19 protein-coding genes are annotated in these 17,972 nt (G+C 56.0%); 15 read left to right on the forward strand and 4 right to left on the reverse strand.

Annotation, left to right across the window (positions count from 1 at the left end; translation table 11 throughout):
• Window positions 1–29: 29 nt before the first annotated feature.
• The gene (locus J1C54_RS05080; RefSeq protein WP_229145446.1) at window positions 30–467 is read left to right on the forward strand and encodes a hypothetical protein; all 438 of its coding nucleotides are present in this window, start codon (window positions 30–32) and stop codon (window positions 465–467) included.
• Between the two features lie 112 nt (window positions 468–579).
• Complete coding sequence (locus J1C54_RS05085; protein ID WP_229145447.1) at window positions 580–1,521, forward strand: aspartyl/asparaginyl beta-hydroxylase domain-containing protein; 942 nt, start codon at window positions 580–582, stop codon at window positions 1,519–1,521.
• 67 nt (window positions 1,522–1,588) lie between these two features.
• Here J1C54_RS05085 and J1C54_RS05090 read toward each other — a convergent pair whose 3' ends face one another.
• Window positions 1,589–2,512 (reverse strand): hydroxymethylglutaryl-CoA lyase, encoded by a 924-nt coding sequence (locus J1C54_RS05090; RefSeq protein WP_229145448.1) that lies wholly within the window; start codon window positions 2,510–2,512, stop codon window positions 1,589–1,591.
• 172 nt (window positions 2,513–2,684) lie between these two features.
• Here J1C54_RS05090 and J1C54_RS05095 point away from each other — a divergent pair, with 172 nt between their 5' ends.
• From J1C54_RS05095 to J1C54_RS05135, 9 genes are all read left to right on the forward strand, one after another.
• Window positions 2,685–3,341, forward strand: a complete 657-nt coding sequence (locus J1C54_RS05095; protein ID WP_229145449.1) for a VOC family protein — start codon at window positions 2,685–2,687, stop codon at window positions 3,339–3,341.
• Between the two features lie 24 nt (window positions 3,342–3,365).
• Window positions 3,366–4,535: an alpha/beta fold hydrolase gene (locus tag J1C54_RS05100; protein WP_229145450.1), complete on the forward strand. Its 1,170-nt coding sequence runs from the start codon at window positions 3,366–3,368 to the stop codon at window positions 4,533–4,535.
• 90 nt (window positions 4,536–4,625) lie between these two features.
• Window positions 4,626–5,495: a triacylglycerol lipase gene (locus tag J1C54_RS05105; protein WP_229145451.1), complete on the forward strand. Its 870-nt coding sequence runs from the start codon at window positions 4,626–4,628 to the stop codon at window positions 5,493–5,495.
• A 71-nt stretch (window positions 5,496–5,566) separates the two neighbouring features.
• On the forward strand, window positions 5,567–6,019 hold the full coding sequence (locus tag J1C54_RS05110; RefSeq protein ID WP_229145452.1) for an OsmC family protein: 453 nt from the start codon (window positions 5,567–5,569) through the stop codon (window positions 6,017–6,019).
• 224 nt (window positions 6,020–6,243) lie between these two features.
• The gene (locus J1C54_RS05115; RefSeq protein WP_229145453.1) at window positions 6,244–7,398 is read left to right on the forward strand and encodes an acyl-CoA dehydrogenase family protein; all 1,155 of its coding nucleotides are present in this window, start codon (window positions 6,244–6,246) and stop codon (window positions 7,396–7,398) included.
• 31 nt (window positions 7,399–7,429) lie between these two features.
• Complete coding sequence (locus tag J1C54_RS05120) at window positions 7,430–8,095, forward strand: GntR family transcriptional regulator (RefSeq protein WP_229145454.1); 666 nt, start codon at window positions 7,430–7,432, stop codon at window positions 8,093–8,095.
• A 35-nt stretch (window positions 8,096–8,130) separates the two neighbouring features.
• Window positions 8,131–9,471, forward strand: coding sequence for a chromate efflux transporter (gene chrA / locus J1C54_RS05125; protein WP_229145455.1), 1,341 nt, complete (start codon window positions 8,131–8,133; stop codon window positions 9,469–9,471).
• Between the two features lie 15 nt (window positions 9,472–9,486).
• Window positions 9,487–10,071, forward strand: coding sequence for a 2-hydroxychromene-2-carboxylate isomerase (locus tag J1C54_RS05130; protein WP_229145456.1), 585 nt, complete (start codon window positions 9,487–9,489; stop codon window positions 10,069–10,071).
• Window positions 10,072–10,085: 14 nt separating this feature from the next.
• Window positions 10,086–10,775, forward strand: a complete 690-nt coding sequence (locus J1C54_RS05135) for a DUF4336 domain-containing protein (RefSeq protein WP_229145457.1) — start codon at window positions 10,086–10,088, stop codon at window positions 10,773–10,775.
• Between the two features lie 19 nt (window positions 10,776–10,794).
• Here the strand turns inward: J1C54_RS05135 and ftsX are convergent, their stop codons facing one another.
• From ftsX to ftsY, 3 genes are read right to left on the reverse strand one after another with little or no spacing between them, the layout of a single operon-like run.
• Window positions 10,795–11,805, reverse strand: coding sequence for a permease-like cell division protein FtsX (gene ftsX / locus J1C54_RS05140; RefSeq protein ID WP_229145458.1), 1,011 nt, complete (start codon window positions 11,803–11,805; stop codon window positions 10,795–10,797).
• Window positions 11,795–12,475, reverse strand: coding sequence for a cell division ATP-binding protein FtsE (gene ftsE, locus J1C54_RS05145; protein ID WP_229145459.1), 681 nt, complete (start codon window positions 12,473–12,475; stop codon window positions 11,795–11,797). The genes ftsX and ftsE overlap by 11 nt, the downstream gene beginning before the upstream one ends.
• Complete coding sequence (gene ftsY / locus J1C54_RS05150; RefSeq protein WP_229145460.1) at window positions 12,472–13,440, reverse strand: signal recognition particle-docking protein FtsY; 969 nt, start codon at window positions 13,438–13,440, stop codon at window positions 12,472–12,474. The genes ftsE and ftsY overlap by 4 nt, the downstream gene beginning before the upstream one ends.
• A gap of 121 nt (window positions 13,441–13,561) precedes the next feature.
• Here ftsY and J1C54_RS05155 point away from each other — a divergent pair, with 121 nt between their 5' ends.
• Genes J1C54_RS05155 through J1C54_RS05170 form a run of 4 tightly spaced genes read left to right on the forward strand, consistent with a single transcriptional unit; the run spans window position 13,562 to window position 17,923 of the window.
• Window positions 13,562–14,881 (forward strand): pitrilysin family protein, encoded by a 1,320-nt coding sequence (locus J1C54_RS05155; protein ID WP_229145461.1) that lies wholly within the window; start codon window positions 13,562–13,564, stop codon window positions 14,879–14,881.
• Window positions 14,878–16,374, forward strand: coding sequence for a pitrilysin family protein (locus J1C54_RS05160; RefSeq protein ID WP_229145462.1), 1,497 nt, complete (start codon window positions 14,878–14,880; stop codon window positions 16,372–16,374). The genes J1C54_RS05155 and J1C54_RS05160 overlap by 4 nt, the downstream gene beginning before the upstream one ends.
• 11 nt (window positions 16,375–16,385) lie before the next feature.
• Window positions 16,386–16,943 (forward strand): 16S rRNA (guanine(966)-N(2))-methyltransferase RsmD, encoded by a 558-nt coding sequence (gene rsmD / locus J1C54_RS05165; RefSeq protein WP_229145463.1) that lies wholly within the window; start codon window positions 16,386–16,388, stop codon window positions 16,941–16,943.
• Window positions 16,940–17,923, forward strand: a complete 984-nt coding sequence (locus tag J1C54_RS05170) for a hydrolase (protein WP_229145464.1) — start codon at window positions 16,940–16,942, stop codon at window positions 17,921–17,923. Before rsmD ends, J1C54_RS05170 begins: the two co-directional genes overlap by 4 nt.
• Window positions 17,924–17,972: the final 49 nt, after the last annotated feature.

Consider the following 17,972-nt stretch of genomic DNA (forward strand, 5'->3'; position numbering starts at 1 on the left):
ATGATTTCCTCTATCCGGAGGGCCTCACCATGACTCGGTATCCCATTATCACTGCATTTGTCGTCCTGTCATCATTTACCCCACTAGGCGCCGACACGCTTTACCGATGCCCGGGACCGGATGGAGTTCCCCTGTTTGCCAACCAACCCTGTGACGAGCACAGCAAGCCCCTGGAGCTGCCGGAGATTGGCGTTATCGGCAGTGATGACGGTGGTGTCGAGTTGCGCCGCCGGCTGCATGCCATGGAGCGTATTGCTGATTTGCCAGCAAGAAAGGAGCGCTCCACAGAATCCTCCCCAGGACTGACATTTGGCCAGCGTATGGCACTGCGCCAGCTGGAAATACGTCGCGACGGTCTGCAGCGAGATGTGCGCAATCAGGCTCTGGCTTCTTCGTTCCGAAAATCCCTCAGTAAGGAGCTATCACTGGTTAAGCAGCGTATCCGAATACTTGAAAAACAACGTTGAGCCACCGATGAGCGGGTCGGAAAAGACTGCACCCCGCCGCTATTTACCGTAAAATCAGTGCCTTGAACTATGGCTATGGTCGGCACACCGGATCGACGACGGGATAGGGGTAATGAATATGATGGCGTTGTTGGCACCCAAGTTTCTGGTGCTATATGCATTTGTTGCCACTGGCACCTATGTTCATTTTCGCGGCAAGGTGCGGCACAAGTTTTCTCGTCAGTTACTGGATCACTCAACCATCATGGCGCCGTATAACTGTTTCGCCTATGCAACCTCGGCGGTACCCAATACGCCCTATATCGCTCTTGAACACTTTCCTGAACTGAAGCTGTTACAGGATAATTGGGAAACTATCCGTGACGAGGCCGCCGGGCTGTTCGATGAGGGCCGTATCCGTGCTGCCAATGGTCATACCGACCTCGCCTTCCACTCCTTTTTCAAGTCCGGCTGGAAGCGCTTCTATCTGAAATGGTATGGCGACATGCTGCCTTCCGCTGAGCAGCTGTGTCCGAAAACAGTTGAGTTGGTTAACCGGATTCCGAGCCTGAACGCGGCCATGTTTGCCATGTTGCCACCGGGTGGTCGTTTGACTGCCCATCGTGACCCCTTTGGTGGATCTCTGCGCTATCACCTTGGCCTGATCACGCCGAATGATGATGAATGCTTTATTAACGTCGATGGAGAGAACTACTCCTGGCGTGATGGCGAGGGGGTGGTGTTCGATGAAACCTTTATTCACTCTGCCCACAATCGTACCGACAAGAATCGCATTATCCTGTTCTGTGATGTGGAGCGACCCTTCAAGTGGAAGTTTGCTGCAGCGGTTAACCGGTTCTTCAAGAAAATTGCCGTGGCAGCGTCTGCTTCCCAGAACGATGATAGCGAGAAGCTCGGCGTTCTCAACAAGCTATTCAGCTATATTTATCTGATTCGAATTCAGACAAAAAATTTGAAGAAGACTAATCGAACTCTGTATTACATCTTGAAGTGGTTGATTCTTGGTCTGGTGGCTTACTTCATCTTTTTCCACGGGTTGCTGGCCAATGCCTGAGGAAAAATCCGGCGAGATCAGTCTATATGAGGCACGGATCTCACCCCGTTCCGTCTTAAAGGGTTAGCTAAACCAGATCACAAGGGCGCCCTCGCGCTTCCTGTGACTGGATCCAGTGAATAATTCTGCCGCCCAGTTCGCGCCCAGTTGCCCGGGCGGCCAGCTTGATTACTTCACGCAGTGCCTGAATATCGATACCTGTATCCAGACCAGCCGCCTCAAATAAGTAGACCAGATCTTCAGTGGCCACGTTGCCGGTGGCACCGGGGGCAAACGGACAGCCGCCGAGGCCGCCAACCGAGGCGTCGAACTTGCGCACACCCAGATCACAGGCGGCCCAGGCCATGGCAGTGGCCAGTCCCCGGGTGTCGTGCAGATGGACGAAGAAGCGTTCGGCACCATATTGCTGAATTAGCGGTGCCATGATGTCTTTCATTTGCTGTGGATTGCCGGCACCGATGGTGTCGGCAATGGCAATTTCTTCGCTGCCCGCATCAATCATCTGCCGGCTTAAATCCAGCGTGACATCCACTGGCGTCAGACCGTCATAGGGGCAGCTAAAGGCGCCGGAAATATAGGTACGTGTAGCAATGCCGTCAGCCCCAGCAGCCTGAATAATAGACCGGCAGCTATCGATTGCTTGAGCCAGTGTCATGTTCAGGTTGCGTTGGTTGAAGCTATCAGTGGTCGACAGGACCAGCGCTACTGTGCGGTATCCGTTGTCGCGGGCTAGCTGGTAACCACGCAGATTGGGCACCAGCGCGGTGTAATGCAGACCATCGCCCTGCGGCAGCTGGCGGGTCAGCTGGGCGGCATCGGCCATCTGCGGCACCGCTTTCGGGCTGACAAAGCTGACCGGCTCAAGCCAGCGCACGCCGGCACCCACTAGCAGCTCGGCCATGCGCACCTTGTCCTCGGTGGTGACATGCTGGGGCTGATTCTGCAGGCCGTCACGCAAGCCGACTTCATTGATAATGATCTTTTCTTTCATGCTTTGGAGTCTTTTTTGGCTGGCGATATATCGGCGGGTGGAAAGTGTGCCATTCATCCGTCAGTGATGCATCCATGGGCAAAACTGTATGCAATTATTTTAGCCAAACCTTGTTGAACTCTATATAGACGGCTAGAATGCCACAAATTGTATGCAATCTGGAATAGCCGCCATGACCGCGACCACTCACTCTAGTGCCAGCCAGAATCACCAGGCAATGGCCCTCAAGCCACTCAAGCATATCCACCATATGGCTTTCCGCTGTCGCGATGCGGCACAGACGCGCTGGTTCTATGAAGAGGTGCTCGGTCTGCCATTGACTATGGCCATGGTGTTCGATGAGGAGCCGGGCTCCGGGCGCAAGGTGGACTATATGCACCTGTTCTTCCAGATGGGCGACGGAAACTTTATTGCCTTTTTCGATGCCCCGGACGATGCCGATGAAATGATGTTCCGGCCGAAGCATGGCTTCGATGTCCATCTCGCGTTTGAAGTGGATACGGAGGAAGAGCTGAAAGCGTGGCGGCGCCGTATCAATAAATCTGGCCGGCCCTGTTTCGGGCCAATTGACCATGAGTTTATTCACTCCATTTACATGTATGACCCGAATGGCATTCAGGTGGAGATCACCATAAAGGATAAGCAATACGACGCTATTGTTGAGGCGGACAAGGCACAGGTGGATGACGTGATGAAAGCCTGGACAGAGAAAACCCGGGCCCGTAAACAAGCAAGATTCGGTGACGCTCTGGATATGCGTGGCCTTGATACCAGCAAGGCGGACTTTTCCAAAGTGAAGGCAGACGCACCAACCCACAGCAAAGCCTGATTACCAACCGTGCCGGAAGACCACATGAGCCAGACAAAATTCGACTACGATCGCATACCTTATATGGTGGCCTTTGCCGAGAAATCAGAGTTCAAGGACACCTATGCCGGGCCCATGGATCTGGTGGCACTGGAAGCACACCTGCTAAAACCAAAAAATCACCCATCTAAATCTGTAATTGTGTTTATGCACCCGGTTGGCGGCGGTGCCTATCTGCCCATGGTCTCCGCATTGGCCAAGGCCGGCTTCCACGTGATCTATTGCAATAGCCGGTACCGTGGCGCGGATGCCCCTCTGATCATGGAAAAAGTGGCGGCAGATCTTGGTGCCTGCATACGTGATGCGAAAGAGCGGCTGGGTTATGACAAGGTGATTCTGGCGGGCTGGTCTGGTGGTGGCTCCCTGTCCATGTTCTATCAAGCAGAAGCAGAAGACCCTCAGGTTACCCACACTCCTGCGGGTGATCCCTACGATCTGACCGCACGCAAGCTGATCCCGGCGGACGGCATCATGCTGCTGGCCGCCCATGTTTCCCGGGCGGTTACCCTGACCGAGTGGATGGACCCTTCAGTACTGGATGAAGGCAATCCGGAAGTGCGGGACAGGGAGCTGGATATCTATGACCCGGCCTGTCCTAACCAGCCAGCGTATAGCGAGGCCTTTATTGAGCGCTTTCGTGCCGCGCAGATTGCCCGTAACCGCAAGATTACCGGCTGGGTACAGAACAAGCTGGAGGAGCTTCGCCACGCGGGTCGGCATCAGGAAGAATTTGCCTTTATTGTGCATCGGACGATGTGTGACGTGCGTTGGCTGGATCCAGCCATTGATGCCAATGAGCGCAAGCCGGGCTGGTGCTATCTCGGTGAGCCACAGGTGGTCAACAACGGCCCGGTCGCCCTGGCCCGATTTAACACCCTGCGTGGCTGGATGAGCCAGTGGAGCTTCGATCATTCCAATGCCAACGGCCTGACTGCCGCGCCACGCATTACTGTGCCTGCACTGGTGATTGGCAATACTGCAGATGACGCCTGTACGCCGAGTCACACCCATCGACTGTTTAATGCCTTCAGGCATGAAAACAAGCAGCTCAAGGAAGTCAAAGGCGCCAACCACTACTACTTTGGCCAGAACGATAAGCTGGCTGAGGCGGTCGGCCACTGTGGCAAATGGCTGCGCCAGCAAGGCCTTGCCTGACCGGATTGCTCAGGGCCTTGCGGGCTGGGCTTTGACTGGCGGCCAAAATGGGCCTAGTTTCTGCGGCTGCCATTTCTGGGGAAGGCTGCAATGTTATATCTGCTCAAGCTGCTGTTAGGAACCATACTGGCGATTACCGCCGCACAGACCCTGTTGATGTACACCGCCTGGTACTACGACCGTCGCAATTTCCCGGATACTTTGATGCCGGAAGAATGCCGTGAGGTGCTACTGCTCCCAGCGCTGTGGGGAATGTTCTGGGAGTGGATGGCAATCAGCCTGCTGGTGGTCAGTTATCCGTTACGCCTCGTCCATGATGCCTCGCCGGTACGGGCTCGGGTGCAGGGCGAAACCCCAATTATTCTGGTACATGGTTATGGCGGTAATGCGGCTAACTTTCTGACCCTGCAGTGGCGTCTCAAGGCCCGTGGCTGGGCTAACGTTTATGCGGTCAGCTATACCCCGCCAACCATTGATGCTCGCAAGCTCTCCCAACAAGTTGCCGACCATGTCAACCGCATTCTGGCTGCCACCGGTGCAGAAAAAGCTCATATTGTCTGCCATAGCATGGGCGGGCCGCTAACCCGCTATGCGCTGCATCATCTGGACTTGGCGGGCAAGCTGGATCGGGTTATTACTCTGGGCTCGCCCCATGCGGGTACGCGTATTGCCTCGCTTTTTCCGCCCATGGGTGCCGCCTTTCAGATGCGCCATCACAGTGATTTTCTCAATCAGTTGAATGCTCTTGAGGACACTCCAGGGGATGCCCAGTTCTATTCGATCTATTCCAACTTTGACAATTTTATCGTGCCGTCCTCCAGCGCCATGCTGGGGGGCAACGCGAAGAACATTCATGTGCCTTATTTAGGTCACTGCTCATTGCTTTATAGCCCCACGGTACTGGCCCATATCGAGCGCTGCCTGGCAGAGCCAAAATCCCGATTAACCGCCGAAGGTTGACCTGCGACAAGGTTGCCATCTGCAGAAAATCCGATCATGGTATTCGCGGACTGATAATGAAGGAGTGCACCATGAGTAAGTTCCAGCCCACCGTCAGCTGGCATCTGCAGCGCGGGGTTGAGTTTGATTATGAGCATTACAACCGGGACCACGAGTGGACCTTCCCGGGTGGTGAGGTAGTGCAGGCATCGGCATCGCCGACTCATGGCGGCAGTGCCCAGCGGGTCAATCCGGATGAGGCAGTGGTTGCGGCAACGTCCAGCTGCCATATGCTGACCTTTCTGGCCATTGCGGCCAAGTCGAAAAAGAAGGTGCTAAGTTATATCGACCGCCCCGAGGGTGAGGTCGAAAAAAATGCAGACGGACTTATGGCGATCACCAGCATCGTCCTGCATCCGAAAGTGGTGTTTGAAGAGGAAGTGGACGAAGCAACGCTAAAGAGTTTCCACGAAAGCGCCCACAAGTATTGTTTTGTGGCCAATTCATTGAAGACTCCGGTGACCATCGAGCCTCAGCTCGACTGATCTATTGTGCGTCTTCGCAACGGAGACGCGCACGGGCAGCCTTACCAACACGATGCCGACGCTGACTCTGCTTGGAGATCAGCGCCGGCGTTTTTTTATTTGCCGGTAGACAGAATTTACCCATAACCAGCAACAGCGTGACTCGCCGGTCCTCCACAACTGAAAAAGATGTATACAATAGCGCCATCTCGCCAATCCCGGCGGCCGATCCAGCGGAGAATCCAATGACACAGGCAGTACAACTCGATCAGGCAGAAATTGATCTGTTCCGCGACAACGTGCGCAAATTTTTTGAAAAGGAAATCGCTCCCCACTACGTCCAGTGGGAGAAAGAGGAAATCCTGCCACGCGAAGTGTGGACCAAGCTTGGTGAGAATGGCTTCCTGTGCGTTGATGTACCTGAAGAGTACGGCGGCTTTGGTGCCAGCTTCCGTCTCTCGGCAATTGTGGTAGAAGAAGCTTCGCGTTTTGGCTTCAGTGGGCTGGCCTCTAACCTGTCCGTGCACTCTGATATTGTCGCTCCGTACATCCTCCACCTGGGCACGGAAGAGCAGAAGCAGCGTTGGTTGCCGGGCATGGTCACTGGTGAGGTGGTTGGTGCCATTGGTATGACTGAGCCGGGCGCCGGTTCTGATCTGCAGAGCATGAAAACCCGAGCTGATAAAGATGGTTCTGATTATCTTATCAATGGTCAAAAGACTTTTATCACCAATGGCCAGCATTGCGACGTAATCGTACTGGCCTGCAAAACGGATCCGGCCGCCGGTGCCAAGGGTATTACCCTATTTACCGTGGATACTGCCCTGCCCGGCTTTGCCCGTGGCCGCAATCTGGAAAAGATGGGCCATCACTGTGCCGATACATCGGAACTGTTCTTCGAGAATGTCCGCGTTGGCGCTGACCAGATTCTCGGTGGCGAAGGACGCGGCTTTGCCAACCTGATGGATGAGTTGCCACGGGAGCGATTGATTCTTGCACTGGGCGCCGTAGCCGCGTGCGAAGGTATGCTGGAGCGCACCGTAGAGTATGTTAAAGAGCGCAAGGCCTTTGGTGTATCGGTATCGCAGTTCCAGAATACACGTTTCAAATTGGCTGAGCTGCAGGCACAGATTGCCGTGAACCGTGCCTTTACCACTCAATGTACTAACGAATATGACGAAGGCAAGCTCACCGCTGTGAATGCTTCGGTTGCCAAGCTGACTACCACAGAGCTACAGGGCAAAGTGGCTGATGAGTGTCTGCAGCTGTTCGGTGGTTATGGCTACATGCAGGAATACCAAATTTCCCGTGACTACGTTGATGCACGTATCCAGCGCATCTATGGCGGTACCAGCGAAATCATGAAAGAAATCATCGCTCGCTCGGTACTGGGTAAATAAGACCATCAGGCAAGGCTTGGCAGGAGACAACGTGTCAGATCAGGACTCCCGAACTCGCAGTCAATCTGTTGCTGATACCCTGCGGGAGCGCATTCTGGCGGGAGAGTTTGCCCCTGGCACGCGTATGCAGGAAATTGCCCTTGCAGAAGAGCTGCATGTCTCTCGTACGCCGATCCGTGAGGCCCTGCGTTCGTTAGCGGAAGATGGCCTGCTGGATTACGCGGCTAACCGCGGCTACCGGGTAAGAGAGTTTACTGCCCGGGATATCGTTATTTCATTTCGTGTTCGCGCCGCCATGGAAGGCTTGGGCTGTCGTCTACTGGCAGAGCAAGGCCTAAGCGAGGAGCAGTTGCAGCGCCTTGATGCAATCCTTGAGCATGGCGATGAACTGCTCGCCAATGGGGATTACGCGGCGAATGAGTATGCTCTGTGGCGGGAGCTAAATAGAAGCTTCCATGTTGCCCTGCTGAAGTTCTCTGAAAGTGTTCTGCTGACAAAGATCGCCCGTGACGCCATGACCTTGCCAATTGTTAATCATGGTGCCTTTCACTGGTACCGACCAGAGGACTTTCGTCGTTCCCATGAGCAGCATCATATGATTGTCAAATCCATTCGCGAACATGATGGCGAACGGGCTGAATGGTGGATGCGAGAACATATCCGGGCTGCCGGGGAAATCGTCGCCAAGCACCTGTAGGAGCGGCTAACGCCGCGATTTAATCTGGCGTTTGCATGGAGCTTCGCGGCCAACGCCGCTCCTACACAATGACTAAACCAACGCTACAACAAGCTGTTACTGTCTGGGTGCGTGTCGCGCTGCTCTCCTTTGGTGGTCCTGCTGCACAAATTGCCGTGATGCACCGCATTGTTGTTGAAGAAAAGCGCTGGGTGGATGAGCCCCGTTTTATGCATGCACTCAACTTCTGCATGCTGCTGCCTGGTCCTGAAGCACAGCAGTTGGCCACCTACCTTGGTTGGTTGATGCATGGTGTGCGGGGCGGCTTGATCGCCGGCACTCTGTTTATCCTGCCCGGATTTCTTGCCATCCTTGCATTGTCGTTTCTTTATGCCTACTTGCTCGATGTTTCACTGGTGGCGGCGCTATTCTTTGGTTTAAAGGCGGCGGTTCTGGCGTTGGTGCTGCTGGCAGTCAAGAAGATCGCCAGCAAGGCGCTGATTACGCGACCACTGGCTGTTATCTGCGCTGTTTCCTTTATTGCTATAGCCATTTTTGATGTGCCGTTTCCATTGATTATTGCCGCTGCAGCTTCTGTCGGCTATTTGTGGACCAAGCAGCGTCCAACTTGGCTTGGCGACACCCTGCTGCCCGCTGGCGGCTTGCGACCCCAAGCGGTCAGCATGATTAGCACCTTGCGTGTGTTGTTGATCGGCTGCTTTATCTGGGTGTTGCCGCTGATGTTGATGCTGCCAATGCTTGGCAGTGATCATGTTCTGATCACAGAGGCGTTGTTCTTCAGCAAGGTCGCCGTGGTGACCTTTGGTGGCGCCTATTCGGTATTGGCCTACATCGCGCAGCAGGCGGTTGATGTCTATCAGTGGCTGCTGCCCGGTGAAATGCTCGACGGGCTTGGCATGGCGGAAAGTACGCCGGGACCTTTGATTCAGGTGGTGCAGTTTGTCGGCTTTATGGCGGCGTTTCGCGATGCTGCGCCGTTCTCTCCGCCGGTGGCTGCTGTGCTTGGATCATTGGTGACGACTTGGGCAGTATTCGTGCCATGCTTTGTTTTTGTCTTTGCCGGCGCACCGCATATCGAGCGCCTACGCCATAATATGGCAATTGCCGGTGCATTGCGGGGCATTACGGCTGCTGTAGTTGGCGTGATTGCCAGTCTGTCATTATGGTTCGCCAGCCATGTGCTGTTTGCTGAGCACCGGGTGGTAAACTTCGCTGGCGCCGGTCTGAGCTTGCCAATACCAGCATCAATGGACTTTGTTTCATTGAGCCTATTGGCCGGCGCCCTATTGGCTTTGCTCAAGCTCAACTGGGGTATTGGCCGGGTGCTAATAGGCACTGTGGCTGCGGGTGCAGGGCTGGATCTTTTTCTGGGATAGATCAGGAGGTTTCCTATGAGCAAACAGATCGAATGCTTCTTCGATTTCGGCAGTCCGGCCACCTACCTTGTCTGGACCCAGCTGCCAGCGTTGGCCGCAAAACACAATGCCAAACTGGTATGGCGACCCATGTTGCTTGGCGCGGTTTTCAAGGCCACCGGCAATCAGTCACCAGCCATGAACCCGGCCAAGGGACGTTATATGCTGGTCGACTTCCAGCGCTATGCGGAAAGCTACGGCGTGCCGATGAAATTCAGTCCGTTTTTTCCGATCAACACCATGATGCTTATGCGCGGCGCCGTTGCTCTTCAGGAAGACCCGCGCTTTGATGACTATCTGAATACGGTCTTTACTGCTATCTGGGTTGAAGAGCAGAACATGGGGCAGCCCGAGGTGGTGGCCAGCGTGTTGCAGAAAGCTGGCTTTGACGCGCAGGTCCTATTGGCACAATGCAGCGACGAAGCAGTGAAAGAAAAGCTGAAGGCGAATACCGAGGAAGCGGTAGCGCGCGGCGCCTTTGGTGCGCCAACCATATATATAGATGGCGAGATGTTCTTCGGTCAGGATCGGCTGCCGATGATAGAAAAAGCGCTTTCATAACCGGAGAAAATGCCATGGCCGAACTGCATCTTGTTGCTCCCGATCTCTGGGTCACCACGATCCCGCACCGCTTTATCGGCCTGCATATTGGTACACGTATGACGGTAATCCGGCTGGCTTCTGGAGCGCTGGTTCTGCACTCTCCCGTGCCGATTTCGGAAGCATTGCGGCAGGAGATTGAGGCCATAGGCCCGGTGCGTCATATCATCTGCCCTAACCTGTTCCATCATATGTATACCAGCGATACCTGTGCTGCCTTCCCGGAAGCGCAGCTTCATGGCCCGCAAAAACTGCAGCGCAAGCGCAAGGATTTGAAGTTTGATGCGGTGCTGTCAGATATTCCTCACCCGGACTGGCAGGGCCAGCTATTGCCGCTCACCGTGGAGGGTTCCATGTTGCATGAGACCCTGTTCTACCACCCGGCCAGCAAGACCCTGATCAGCTGCGACCTGGTGGAGAATTTCAGTCACTGCGACCACGCTCCAACCCGCTGGTATCTACGCGCTGGTGGCATCTTCGGCAAGGTAGGCTGGCATCCCCTGCTGCGCATGGTGTATCTGAATCGGCGCAAGGCGCGGCAAAGTATTGAGCAGTTGTTTGAGTGGCCGTTCGAGCAGGTGATTGTGGCCCACGGGGATGTGATTACCGAGAATGCCCGGGAGGCGGTGCGCGGTGGCTTGGCCTGGTTGCGACTGGATGGCTGATCGCTATCACCAAGGTTAATCAAAAAGCCTGCGGCTCAATATCTTTCAAATGCCGAGACACAGCGAGCCAGGCCCCCATTAAGCCCAGCACACCAGCAAATACTGGTAAAGCCAGCAGGGTTTCCCAGCCTAATCCAGTCAAGCTGAATTCACTGCTATATAGTGCGCTCAACCGGTTCACCGGTCCGGACAGCCATAGCAAAGTGGACTGCACCAGCATCACTGCAGTCAGGCCGCCGAATAGGCCAAACCAGAAGCCGGTGTAAAGAAATGGCCGACGAACAAATCCGTCGGTGCCGCCGACAATTTTCACCACCACAATTTCCTCGCGCCGGTTTTCGATGGCAAGGCGAATGGTATTTACCACCACCAGAACCACGGCCAGGGCTAATGCCAACATCAAGGCCGATACTACGCGTTCGCCGACGGCGAGCATGGCGTGCAGGCGGCGCACCCACTCAATATCAAGAACTGCCTGATCCACATTGGGCTGATCGCCCAGTGACACTTTCAGTTGAGTTAGCTGCTCGGCATCGCTGCTACTCGGGTAGACGATAATCAGTGGCGGCAGCGGGTTGTCGGGTAGCGCGTCAAGCACCTCTCCAAATCCGGATAGCTCCTTGTATTCGGCCAACGCTTGTTCGCGGGTTACCACCTCAACCCGCTCGATATCATCGCGCTGTTGCCACTCGTCGGCGATACGTCGTTGGCTGGCCTCGCTGACATCAATATTGAGAAACACAGACAGGTGCACGTTGCCGTCCCAGTTCTGGGTTAGCGAGCGTGCATTTTCCAATAGCACGGATAAGCCGGCGGGTAGTGCCAGAGCGATGGCGATCACCAGTACAGTCATTACTGTGCTCACCAGACTCTGACGCATGCGCTTTAACGCATCGATGGCGGAATCCCGGTGATGCAAGCGCCAGGCGTCAAACCGATCTCGTAAGGTGGTGTTAGCCAGGCGAGCACTGGCCGCACGTTTAGCCGGCTTTGCTGTTTTGGGCCGCATTGGAGTGGCATTACGCGCCATCGCCATCCTCCCCGCGGTCGATGATCAGCTCGCCTTCGCGCAGCGTCAGAAGACGGTGGTTGTAGCGGGCAATCAGCGACAGGTCGTGGGTGGCAACAATTACCGATACGCCGACGCTGGCAAATTCTTCGAACAGATCCATGATCTCGGCGGACAGTTGCGGATCAAGGTTGCCGGTGGGCTCGTCGGCAAGTAGCAATGGTGGTTTGTTAACCACGGCGCGGGCAATGCCGACCCGCTGTTGTTCACCGCCGGACAGGGTAATCGGGTTAAGGCGCTCTTTGTCCAGCAAGCCAACCTTGTCCAGTGCGGCGCGCACGCGCTTGCCGATATCACCCGGTTTGTAGCCGGCGATAATCAGTGGCAGTGCCACGTTGTCATAAACAGTGCGATCAAACAGCAGATGATGGCTCTGATGGACCATGCCAATCTTGCGGCGCAGCCAGGGGATATCACGGGTGCCAAGGTGATTGAGATTTTCACTATCGACCATAATGTCACCGCTGCTCGGTCGCTCGATCATCATCAGCAATTTCAGCAGGGTGGACTTGCCGGCGCCGGAGTGGCCGGTCAGGAACGTCAGCTCACCGGGCGGCAGGCGGAACGAGACATTGTTCAGCGCCTCCTTACCGTTGGCGTAGCGTTTACTGACGTTGTCGAAATGGATCACCCGGTGACGTCCTCGAACAGGGCCTGAACAAATTCCTCAGCCTCAAACGGCCGCAGGTCTTCCAGTTTTTCGCCGACACCGATAAAGCGGATCGGCAGGCCAGTGGTTTTTGCCAAGGCAAACAGTACCCCGCCTTTTGCGGTGCCGTCGAGCTTGGTGAGAGCCAGACCTGTGACGCCCACCGCATTACGAAATTCCTTTGCCTGATTGATGGCGTTCTGGCCGGTGCCGGCATCCAGCACCAGCAGTACTTCATGGGGCGAATCCGGAATCAGCTTCTTCATTACCCGCACCACCTTGGACAGCTCTTCCATCAGGTTTGACTTGGTGTGCAGGCGGCCAGCCGTATCCGCGATTAGTACATCAACGCCCCGTGCGGTGGCGGCCTGTACCCCGTCAAAGATTACTGAAGCAGAATCGGCGCCGCTTTGCTGGGCAATCACCGGGATATGATTGCGCTCACCCCATACCTGCAGCTGCTCTACCGCAGCGGCGCGGAAGGTGTCGCCGGCGGCTAGCATCACTGATAGGCCCTCGCTCTGGAAGCGGCGCGCTAATTTGCCGATGGTGGTGGTCTTGCCGACGCCGTTGACGCCGACCATCAGAATTACATAGGGCTTCTTGCTGCGATCAATTACCAGCGGCTTGTCCACTGGCACCAGCAGTTTGCGCAGCTCATCTTTCAGGGCATCGTACAGGGCGTCCGCATGCATCAGCTCCTCGCGACCGACCTTGTCGGTCAGCGCCTGAACGATCACATCGGTGGCCTCAACGCCGATATCCGCGCTCAGCAGTTGGGTTTCAATGTCCTCGAACAGCTCGTCATCGATTTCCTTGCGGCCCACCAGCAGGTCAGCCAGGCCCTGGCCGAGCACCTTGTTGGTCTTGCTCAGACCTTCCTTCATCCGCTTCCAGAAGGACTCTTTCTGGGCAGCGGACTCGTCGCGGGAAACTTCGTCTGTCATGATCGGTCACATTTCCGGTTTCGCGTCCCGTTGGCGGGGCGCAGGGCAGATTTAAAAGTCCGCTATCCTACCATCTCCATGGTATTTCGGCGCCCTGAGCGGCGCTTTTGAGGAAACAACCATGCGTTTTTTGACAGTCCTGCTTTTTGTTGTCACCGGTACGGCGATGGCCGCCAGTGCCCCGGTAACCCATGACTTCACCCTCGATAATGGCCTGAGGGTGCTGGTTCGCGAGGATCATCGTGCGCCGGTGGCGGTGCAGATGGTCTGGTACAAGGCGGGTAGTTACGACGAGGCTCCCGGCCAGACCGGCATCGCCCATGTACTTGAGCATATGATGTTCAAGGGCACGGAAAACTTTACCGCAGGGGACTTCTCCAAGTTGGTGCGTCGCTTTGGGGGCTCCGACAATGCCTTTACTTCCTATGACTACACCGCCTACTTCCAGAAGTTCGAGGTATCTCGCCTGCCGCTAATGCTGGAGATCGAAGCGGATCGGATGGCCAATCTGGTCATTGATGAAGAGGAGTTCGCGCGCGAGTTGAAGGTGGTGCTGGAGGAGCGTCGCCAGCGTACCGACGATAACCCCGGGGCCCTCGCCTGGGAGAAGTTCGCCGCTATTACCCGGCCGGGCAGCGGCTATTCCAGCCCGATCATTGGTTGGCCGACGGAGCTTAATCAGCTTACCGTCAACCACGCTCGTGACTGGTATCAGCGTTATTACACGCCATCCAATGCGACCTTGATTATTGCTGGCAATGTCACTCTGGATCAGGTTCGGCCGTTGGTGGAAAAATTCTATGGCCGTATTCCCGATCGGGCCAAGGCTCCGGATCGCCCCCAGCCGCGCCTGGCCTCCCCAGCTGGTGAGCGCCGACTGACACTGCGTCTGCCGGTTCAGGTGCCGTCCCTATATATGAGCTGGAACGTGCCGACGTTGGCGACCCATCCGGACGATTTCTACGCCCTGACCATGCTATCGGCGGTATTTGATGGTGGCATGAGCGCGCGACTGGAAACCAATCTGGTGCGTGGTAGTGAGCTTGCCGCCGGAGCGGGTGCCGGATATGGCGGCATCAGCCGGGCCGATGGTTTGTTCACGGTGACGGCAACGCCAAAGGACGGCGTCACGTTAGCGAAGCTGGAAAGCGCGGTGCAGCAGCAGCTTGATCGGTTGCGCCAGAATCCGCCCAGTGACGAAGAGATGCGGCGGGTACGCGCTGGTGTGTTGAGCAGTCAGGTATACGGCCGCGACTCGCTGTTTGGTCAGGCCATGGAGTTGGGCCAGTTGGTGACCCTCGGGGTTGATTGGCGTCTGTCAGATCAGTTTATCGAGCGGCTCAACAAGGTAACGCCGGAGGATGTGCAGCGGGCGGCGGCCCAGTGGTTGGTGAATGAGCGTCTTGCGGTGGCGCATGTGTTGCCGGAGGAGGCGAAATGAACATGTCAGGACAGAAGATGCATTCTGTAGAGACGGCGCAACCGGCCACGGCCGGGCGCAGTCGCTCCGCGATAATCGCTTGGTGCACCCGGCCATGGCAGGTTGCGCCTTTGCTGCTGTTGGCGGCTATGGCTTTCCTTGCTGGCTGCCAGAGCTTTCCGACGACCTTGAAGCAGGTGGAGAAATCTGCACCCGCTGAGGTGGCGCTGGATATTCGTGAGTGGCGTACCGACGAAGGCACCCGGGTGCTGTTTGTGCCCTCGCCTACCCTGCCGATGATTGATATTCGTCTGACCTTTGATGCTGGCAGCGCTCGTGACGGTGACAAGTCAGGTACCGCGTCGCTGACTTCCAGCCTGATCGGTGAAGGCGCCCAAGGGTTAAGCGTCGATGATATCGCCAAAGGCTTCGAGGACCTTGGTGTCTCGTTTGGCAGCAGCAGCTATCGTGATATGGGCATTATTGAAATGCGAGCGCTGACCGCGGCGGAGTTCTTTGATCCGGCCATGGATCTGTTTCTGCGAGTGATTGGTCAGCCGACATTTCCCGCCGACGCATTGGAGCGTACTCGAAAGCAATATCTGATCGGGCTGGCCCGGCAGAAGCAGGTGCCGGGGCCGCAGTTATCGAAGCGGCTCGATGCGGTGCTGTTTGCCGGTCATCCGTATGCCGAGCCTTCCAGCGGTACCGAGCAGAGCCTGCCGCTGATTCGTCGTGACGATCTGCAGGCATTTCATCAGCGCTACTACAGCGCGCAAAACGCGGTGATTGCGATTGTTGGTGATCTGGATGAACCCCAGGCACGGGCATTGTCTGCGCGGATCACTGCTGCCCTGCCACAAGGTGAGCGTGCACCGAAGCTTGAGCGGGTAGTACAGGCTAATGATGCGCACATTGAACATATCGATTTCGATGCCAGCCAGACCCATATCAGCATCGCCCAGCAAAGTATCTGGCGCGGCCACCCGGACTGGGTGCCATTGTATGTCGGCAACCAGATTCTTGGCGGCGGTGGCTTTGCTTCCATCCTGATGGAAGAGGTGCGGCAGCAGCGCGGCTTTGTTTATGGCATCAGTAGCGGGATTTCACCGATGGCATTTGCCGGGCCGTTCGAGATCAATCTGCAAACAGCCACGGAAAATGCGGATGAGGCATTGCAGCTGACCCTGAAGCTGCTGAACGACTTTATCACTCAGGGGCCGACTGAAGATCAGGTGCAAGCAGCGATAGACAGCACTACCGGCTCCATGCCACTGGGTGTGGCAGAGAATGATGACATCGTCGCTCAGCTGGCATCGATGGCGTTTTATGATATGCCGCTGGATTATCTGCAGTGGTTTGATCAGCAGGCGCGCAAGGTGACCGCGGAATCGATCCGCAAAGCGTTTAGTAAAAATCTGAACCCGGATGCCCTGACGATTATTTCCATCGGCCGTGCGGCGCCGTCGCTGACACCGGTGGACCCGGTTGCGGTGACTACCGAAGCGCCCTGAGTAGTAAAGATATGAGCACAAGGAAAAGCACGGTCCGCATTATTGGCGGCGAGCATCGAGGCCGCCGCTTGATGTTCACCGACCAGAATGGTGACCTGCGGCCAACCGGTGACCGCATGCGTGAAACCCTGTTCAACTGGCTGCAGTTTGAGCTGCGTGACAAGCGCGTGCTGGACCTGTTTGCCGGCAGCGGTGCGCTGGGTGCAGAAGCATTATCGCGTGGTGCAGCCCATGCGGTGTTAGTGGAAAAAAAAGCCGAACGCGCTGCCGATCTGTCTAAACAGCTTAAACCGCTTTTCGCCGGGCGAGTGTTTGTCCAGCTGGCGGACGGACTGAAATGGCTGCCGCGGGCGACGGGGCCATTCGATGTGGTGTTTATCGATCCGCCCTACGATATTGGTGCCCAGCAACCGGCCTGTGACTTACTAATGCAGCACGAATTGTTGGCGGAAAATGCCTGGGTCTATGTTGAATCGCGCCGTCAGGATGATGCTCCTGACGTGCCATGGGTGCTGGAGAAAGAAAAAACAATGGGTGATGCCGTGGCAAGGTTATATCGCGCAATATGACTTTCAAGCCTGCTCTTTTACTTGCCAATCCCCATATCCAGACGCTCTGGCCAACATTGCGTCGCAAGCTTCCTCCGGTAGCACGGCGCGAAGAAAAGATGCCATTGCCCGATGGTGATCACCTCTGGCTGCATTGGGGCGGTGCCCTGCCTGACAATGGCCGCATCGTTGTGCTGCTGCATGGCATTACCGGCTGCAGTGATTCGCCTTATGCCCGTGGCCTGCAACATGAGCTGGATGAAATTGGCATTGCCAGTGTAGTGGTGAATGCCCGTGGTAATGGTGGCCGCCTGAATGATCGGCCGGAGTGCAGTTACGCGGGTGAAACCGATGATATTCATGCGGCACTGGAATATCTGCGCGAGCAGCATCAGGCCGGTGAGCTGATCGTTATCGGCTATTCTCTCGGTGGCTCGAGGTTGCTTAACTATCTGGTGGAGCAGCGGGCTTCGCCGTTAATCGTAGCGGCGGCAACGGTCTGCGTGCCGCTCGATCTTGGCGTCTGTGCACGTCGACTTGATCAGGGTTTTTCGCGCATCTACCGCAAGCACCTTCTTGGCCAGCTGTGCGATGATTTTGATGCCCGCCGGGCCCATCTGCGGGAATACTTTCCTGACCATGCCAAGCGCTTTGAAGATATTGGTCCGCTTGATGGTATCCGCAATTTTGTCGAGTACGACAACCGGGTTATCGCTCCGCTATACGGGTTTCGTGATGCTGACGACTATTACCGTCAGTGCAGCACACTGCCTAAGCTAGGTGGCATCAAAGTACCGACCCTGATGATTCAGGCGGCGGATGATCCGTTTATGACTAAAGCCGTGTTGCCAACCGCGCAGCAGCTGAGTAGCACCATTGAGCTTGAGGTGACCAGCCACGGCGGCCATGTCGGGTTTGTTGCCGGGACGGTGGGCAATCCGGTCTACTGGCTCGAGCCGAGACTTATCCAATGGATTGTCGGGAGCTTCCCGCGGGCCTGATAATGGCCTGCCAGCACTCTGGCGCTCAGTGCCAATAATAAAAAAAGAG

The sequence above is a fragment of the Alcanivorax sp. 1008 genome, from assembly GCF_020667895.1.
Classification (GTDB): domain Bacteria; phylum Pseudomonadota; class Gammaproteobacteria; order Pseudomonadales; family Alcanivoracaceae; genus PGZG01.

Coding starts and splice junctions, on each gene's coding strand:
- rsmD (WP_229145463.1), top strand. CDS start 16,386: ATGAGCACAAGGAAAAGCACGGTCCGCATTATTGGCGGCGAGCATCGA.
- ftsX (WP_229145458.1), bottom strand. CDS start 11,805: ATGGCGCGTAATGCCACTCCAATGCGGCCCAAAACAGCAAAGCCGGCT.
- J1C54_RS05130 (WP_229145456.1), top strand. CDS start 9,487: ATGAGCAAACAGATCGAATGCTTCTTCGATTTCGGCAGTCCGGCCACC.
- J1C54_RS05135 (WP_229145457.1), top strand. CDS start 10,086: ATGGCCGAACTGCATCTTGTTGCTCCCGATCTCTGGGTCACCACGATC.
- J1C54_RS05155 (WP_229145461.1), top strand. CDS start 13,562: ATGCGTTTTTTGACAGTCCTGCTTTTTGTTGTCACCGGTACGGCGATG.
- J1C54_RS05095 (WP_229145449.1), top strand. CDS start 2,685: ATGACCGCGACCACTCACTCTAGTGCCAGCCAGAATCACCAGGCAATG.
- J1C54_RS05110 (WP_229145452.1), top strand. CDS start 5,567: ATGAGTAAGTTCCAGCCCACCGTCAGCTGGCATCTGCAGCGCGGGGTT.
- J1C54_RS05105 (WP_229145451.1), top strand. CDS start 4,626: ATGTTATATCTGCTCAAGCTGCTGTTAGGAACCATACTGGCGATTACC.
- J1C54_RS05090 (WP_229145448.1), bottom strand. CDS start 2,512: ATGAAAGAAAAGATCATTATCAATGAAGTCGGCTTGCGTGACGGCCTG.
- chrA (WP_229145455.1), top strand. CDS start 8,131: ATGGAGCTTCGCGGCCAACGCCGCTCCTACACAATGACTAAACCAACG.
- J1C54_RS05115 (WP_229145453.1), top strand. CDS start 6,244: ATGACACAGGCAGTACAACTCGATCAGGCAGAAATTGATCTGTTCCGC.
- J1C54_RS05170 (WP_229145464.1), top strand. CDS start 16,940: ATGACTTTCAAGCCTGCTCTTTTACTTGCCAATCCCCATATCCAGACG.
- ftsY (WP_229145460.1), bottom strand. CDS start 13,440: ATGACAGACGAAGTTTCCCGCGACGAGTCCGCTGCCCAGAAAGAGTCC.
- J1C54_RS05085 (WP_229145447.1), top strand. CDS start 580: ATGAATATGATGGCGTTGTTGGCACCCAAGTTTCTGGTGCTATATGCA.
- J1C54_RS05160 (WP_229145462.1), top strand. CDS start 14,878: ATGAACATGTCAGGACAGAAGATGCATTCTGTAGAGACGGCGCAACCG.
- J1C54_RS05100 (WP_229145450.1), top strand. CDS start 3,366: ATGAGCCAGACAAAATTCGACTACGATCGCATACCTTATATGGTGGCC.
- J1C54_RS05080 (WP_229145446.1), top strand. CDS start 30: ATGACTCGGTATCCCATTATCACTGCATTTGTCGTCCTGTCATCATTT.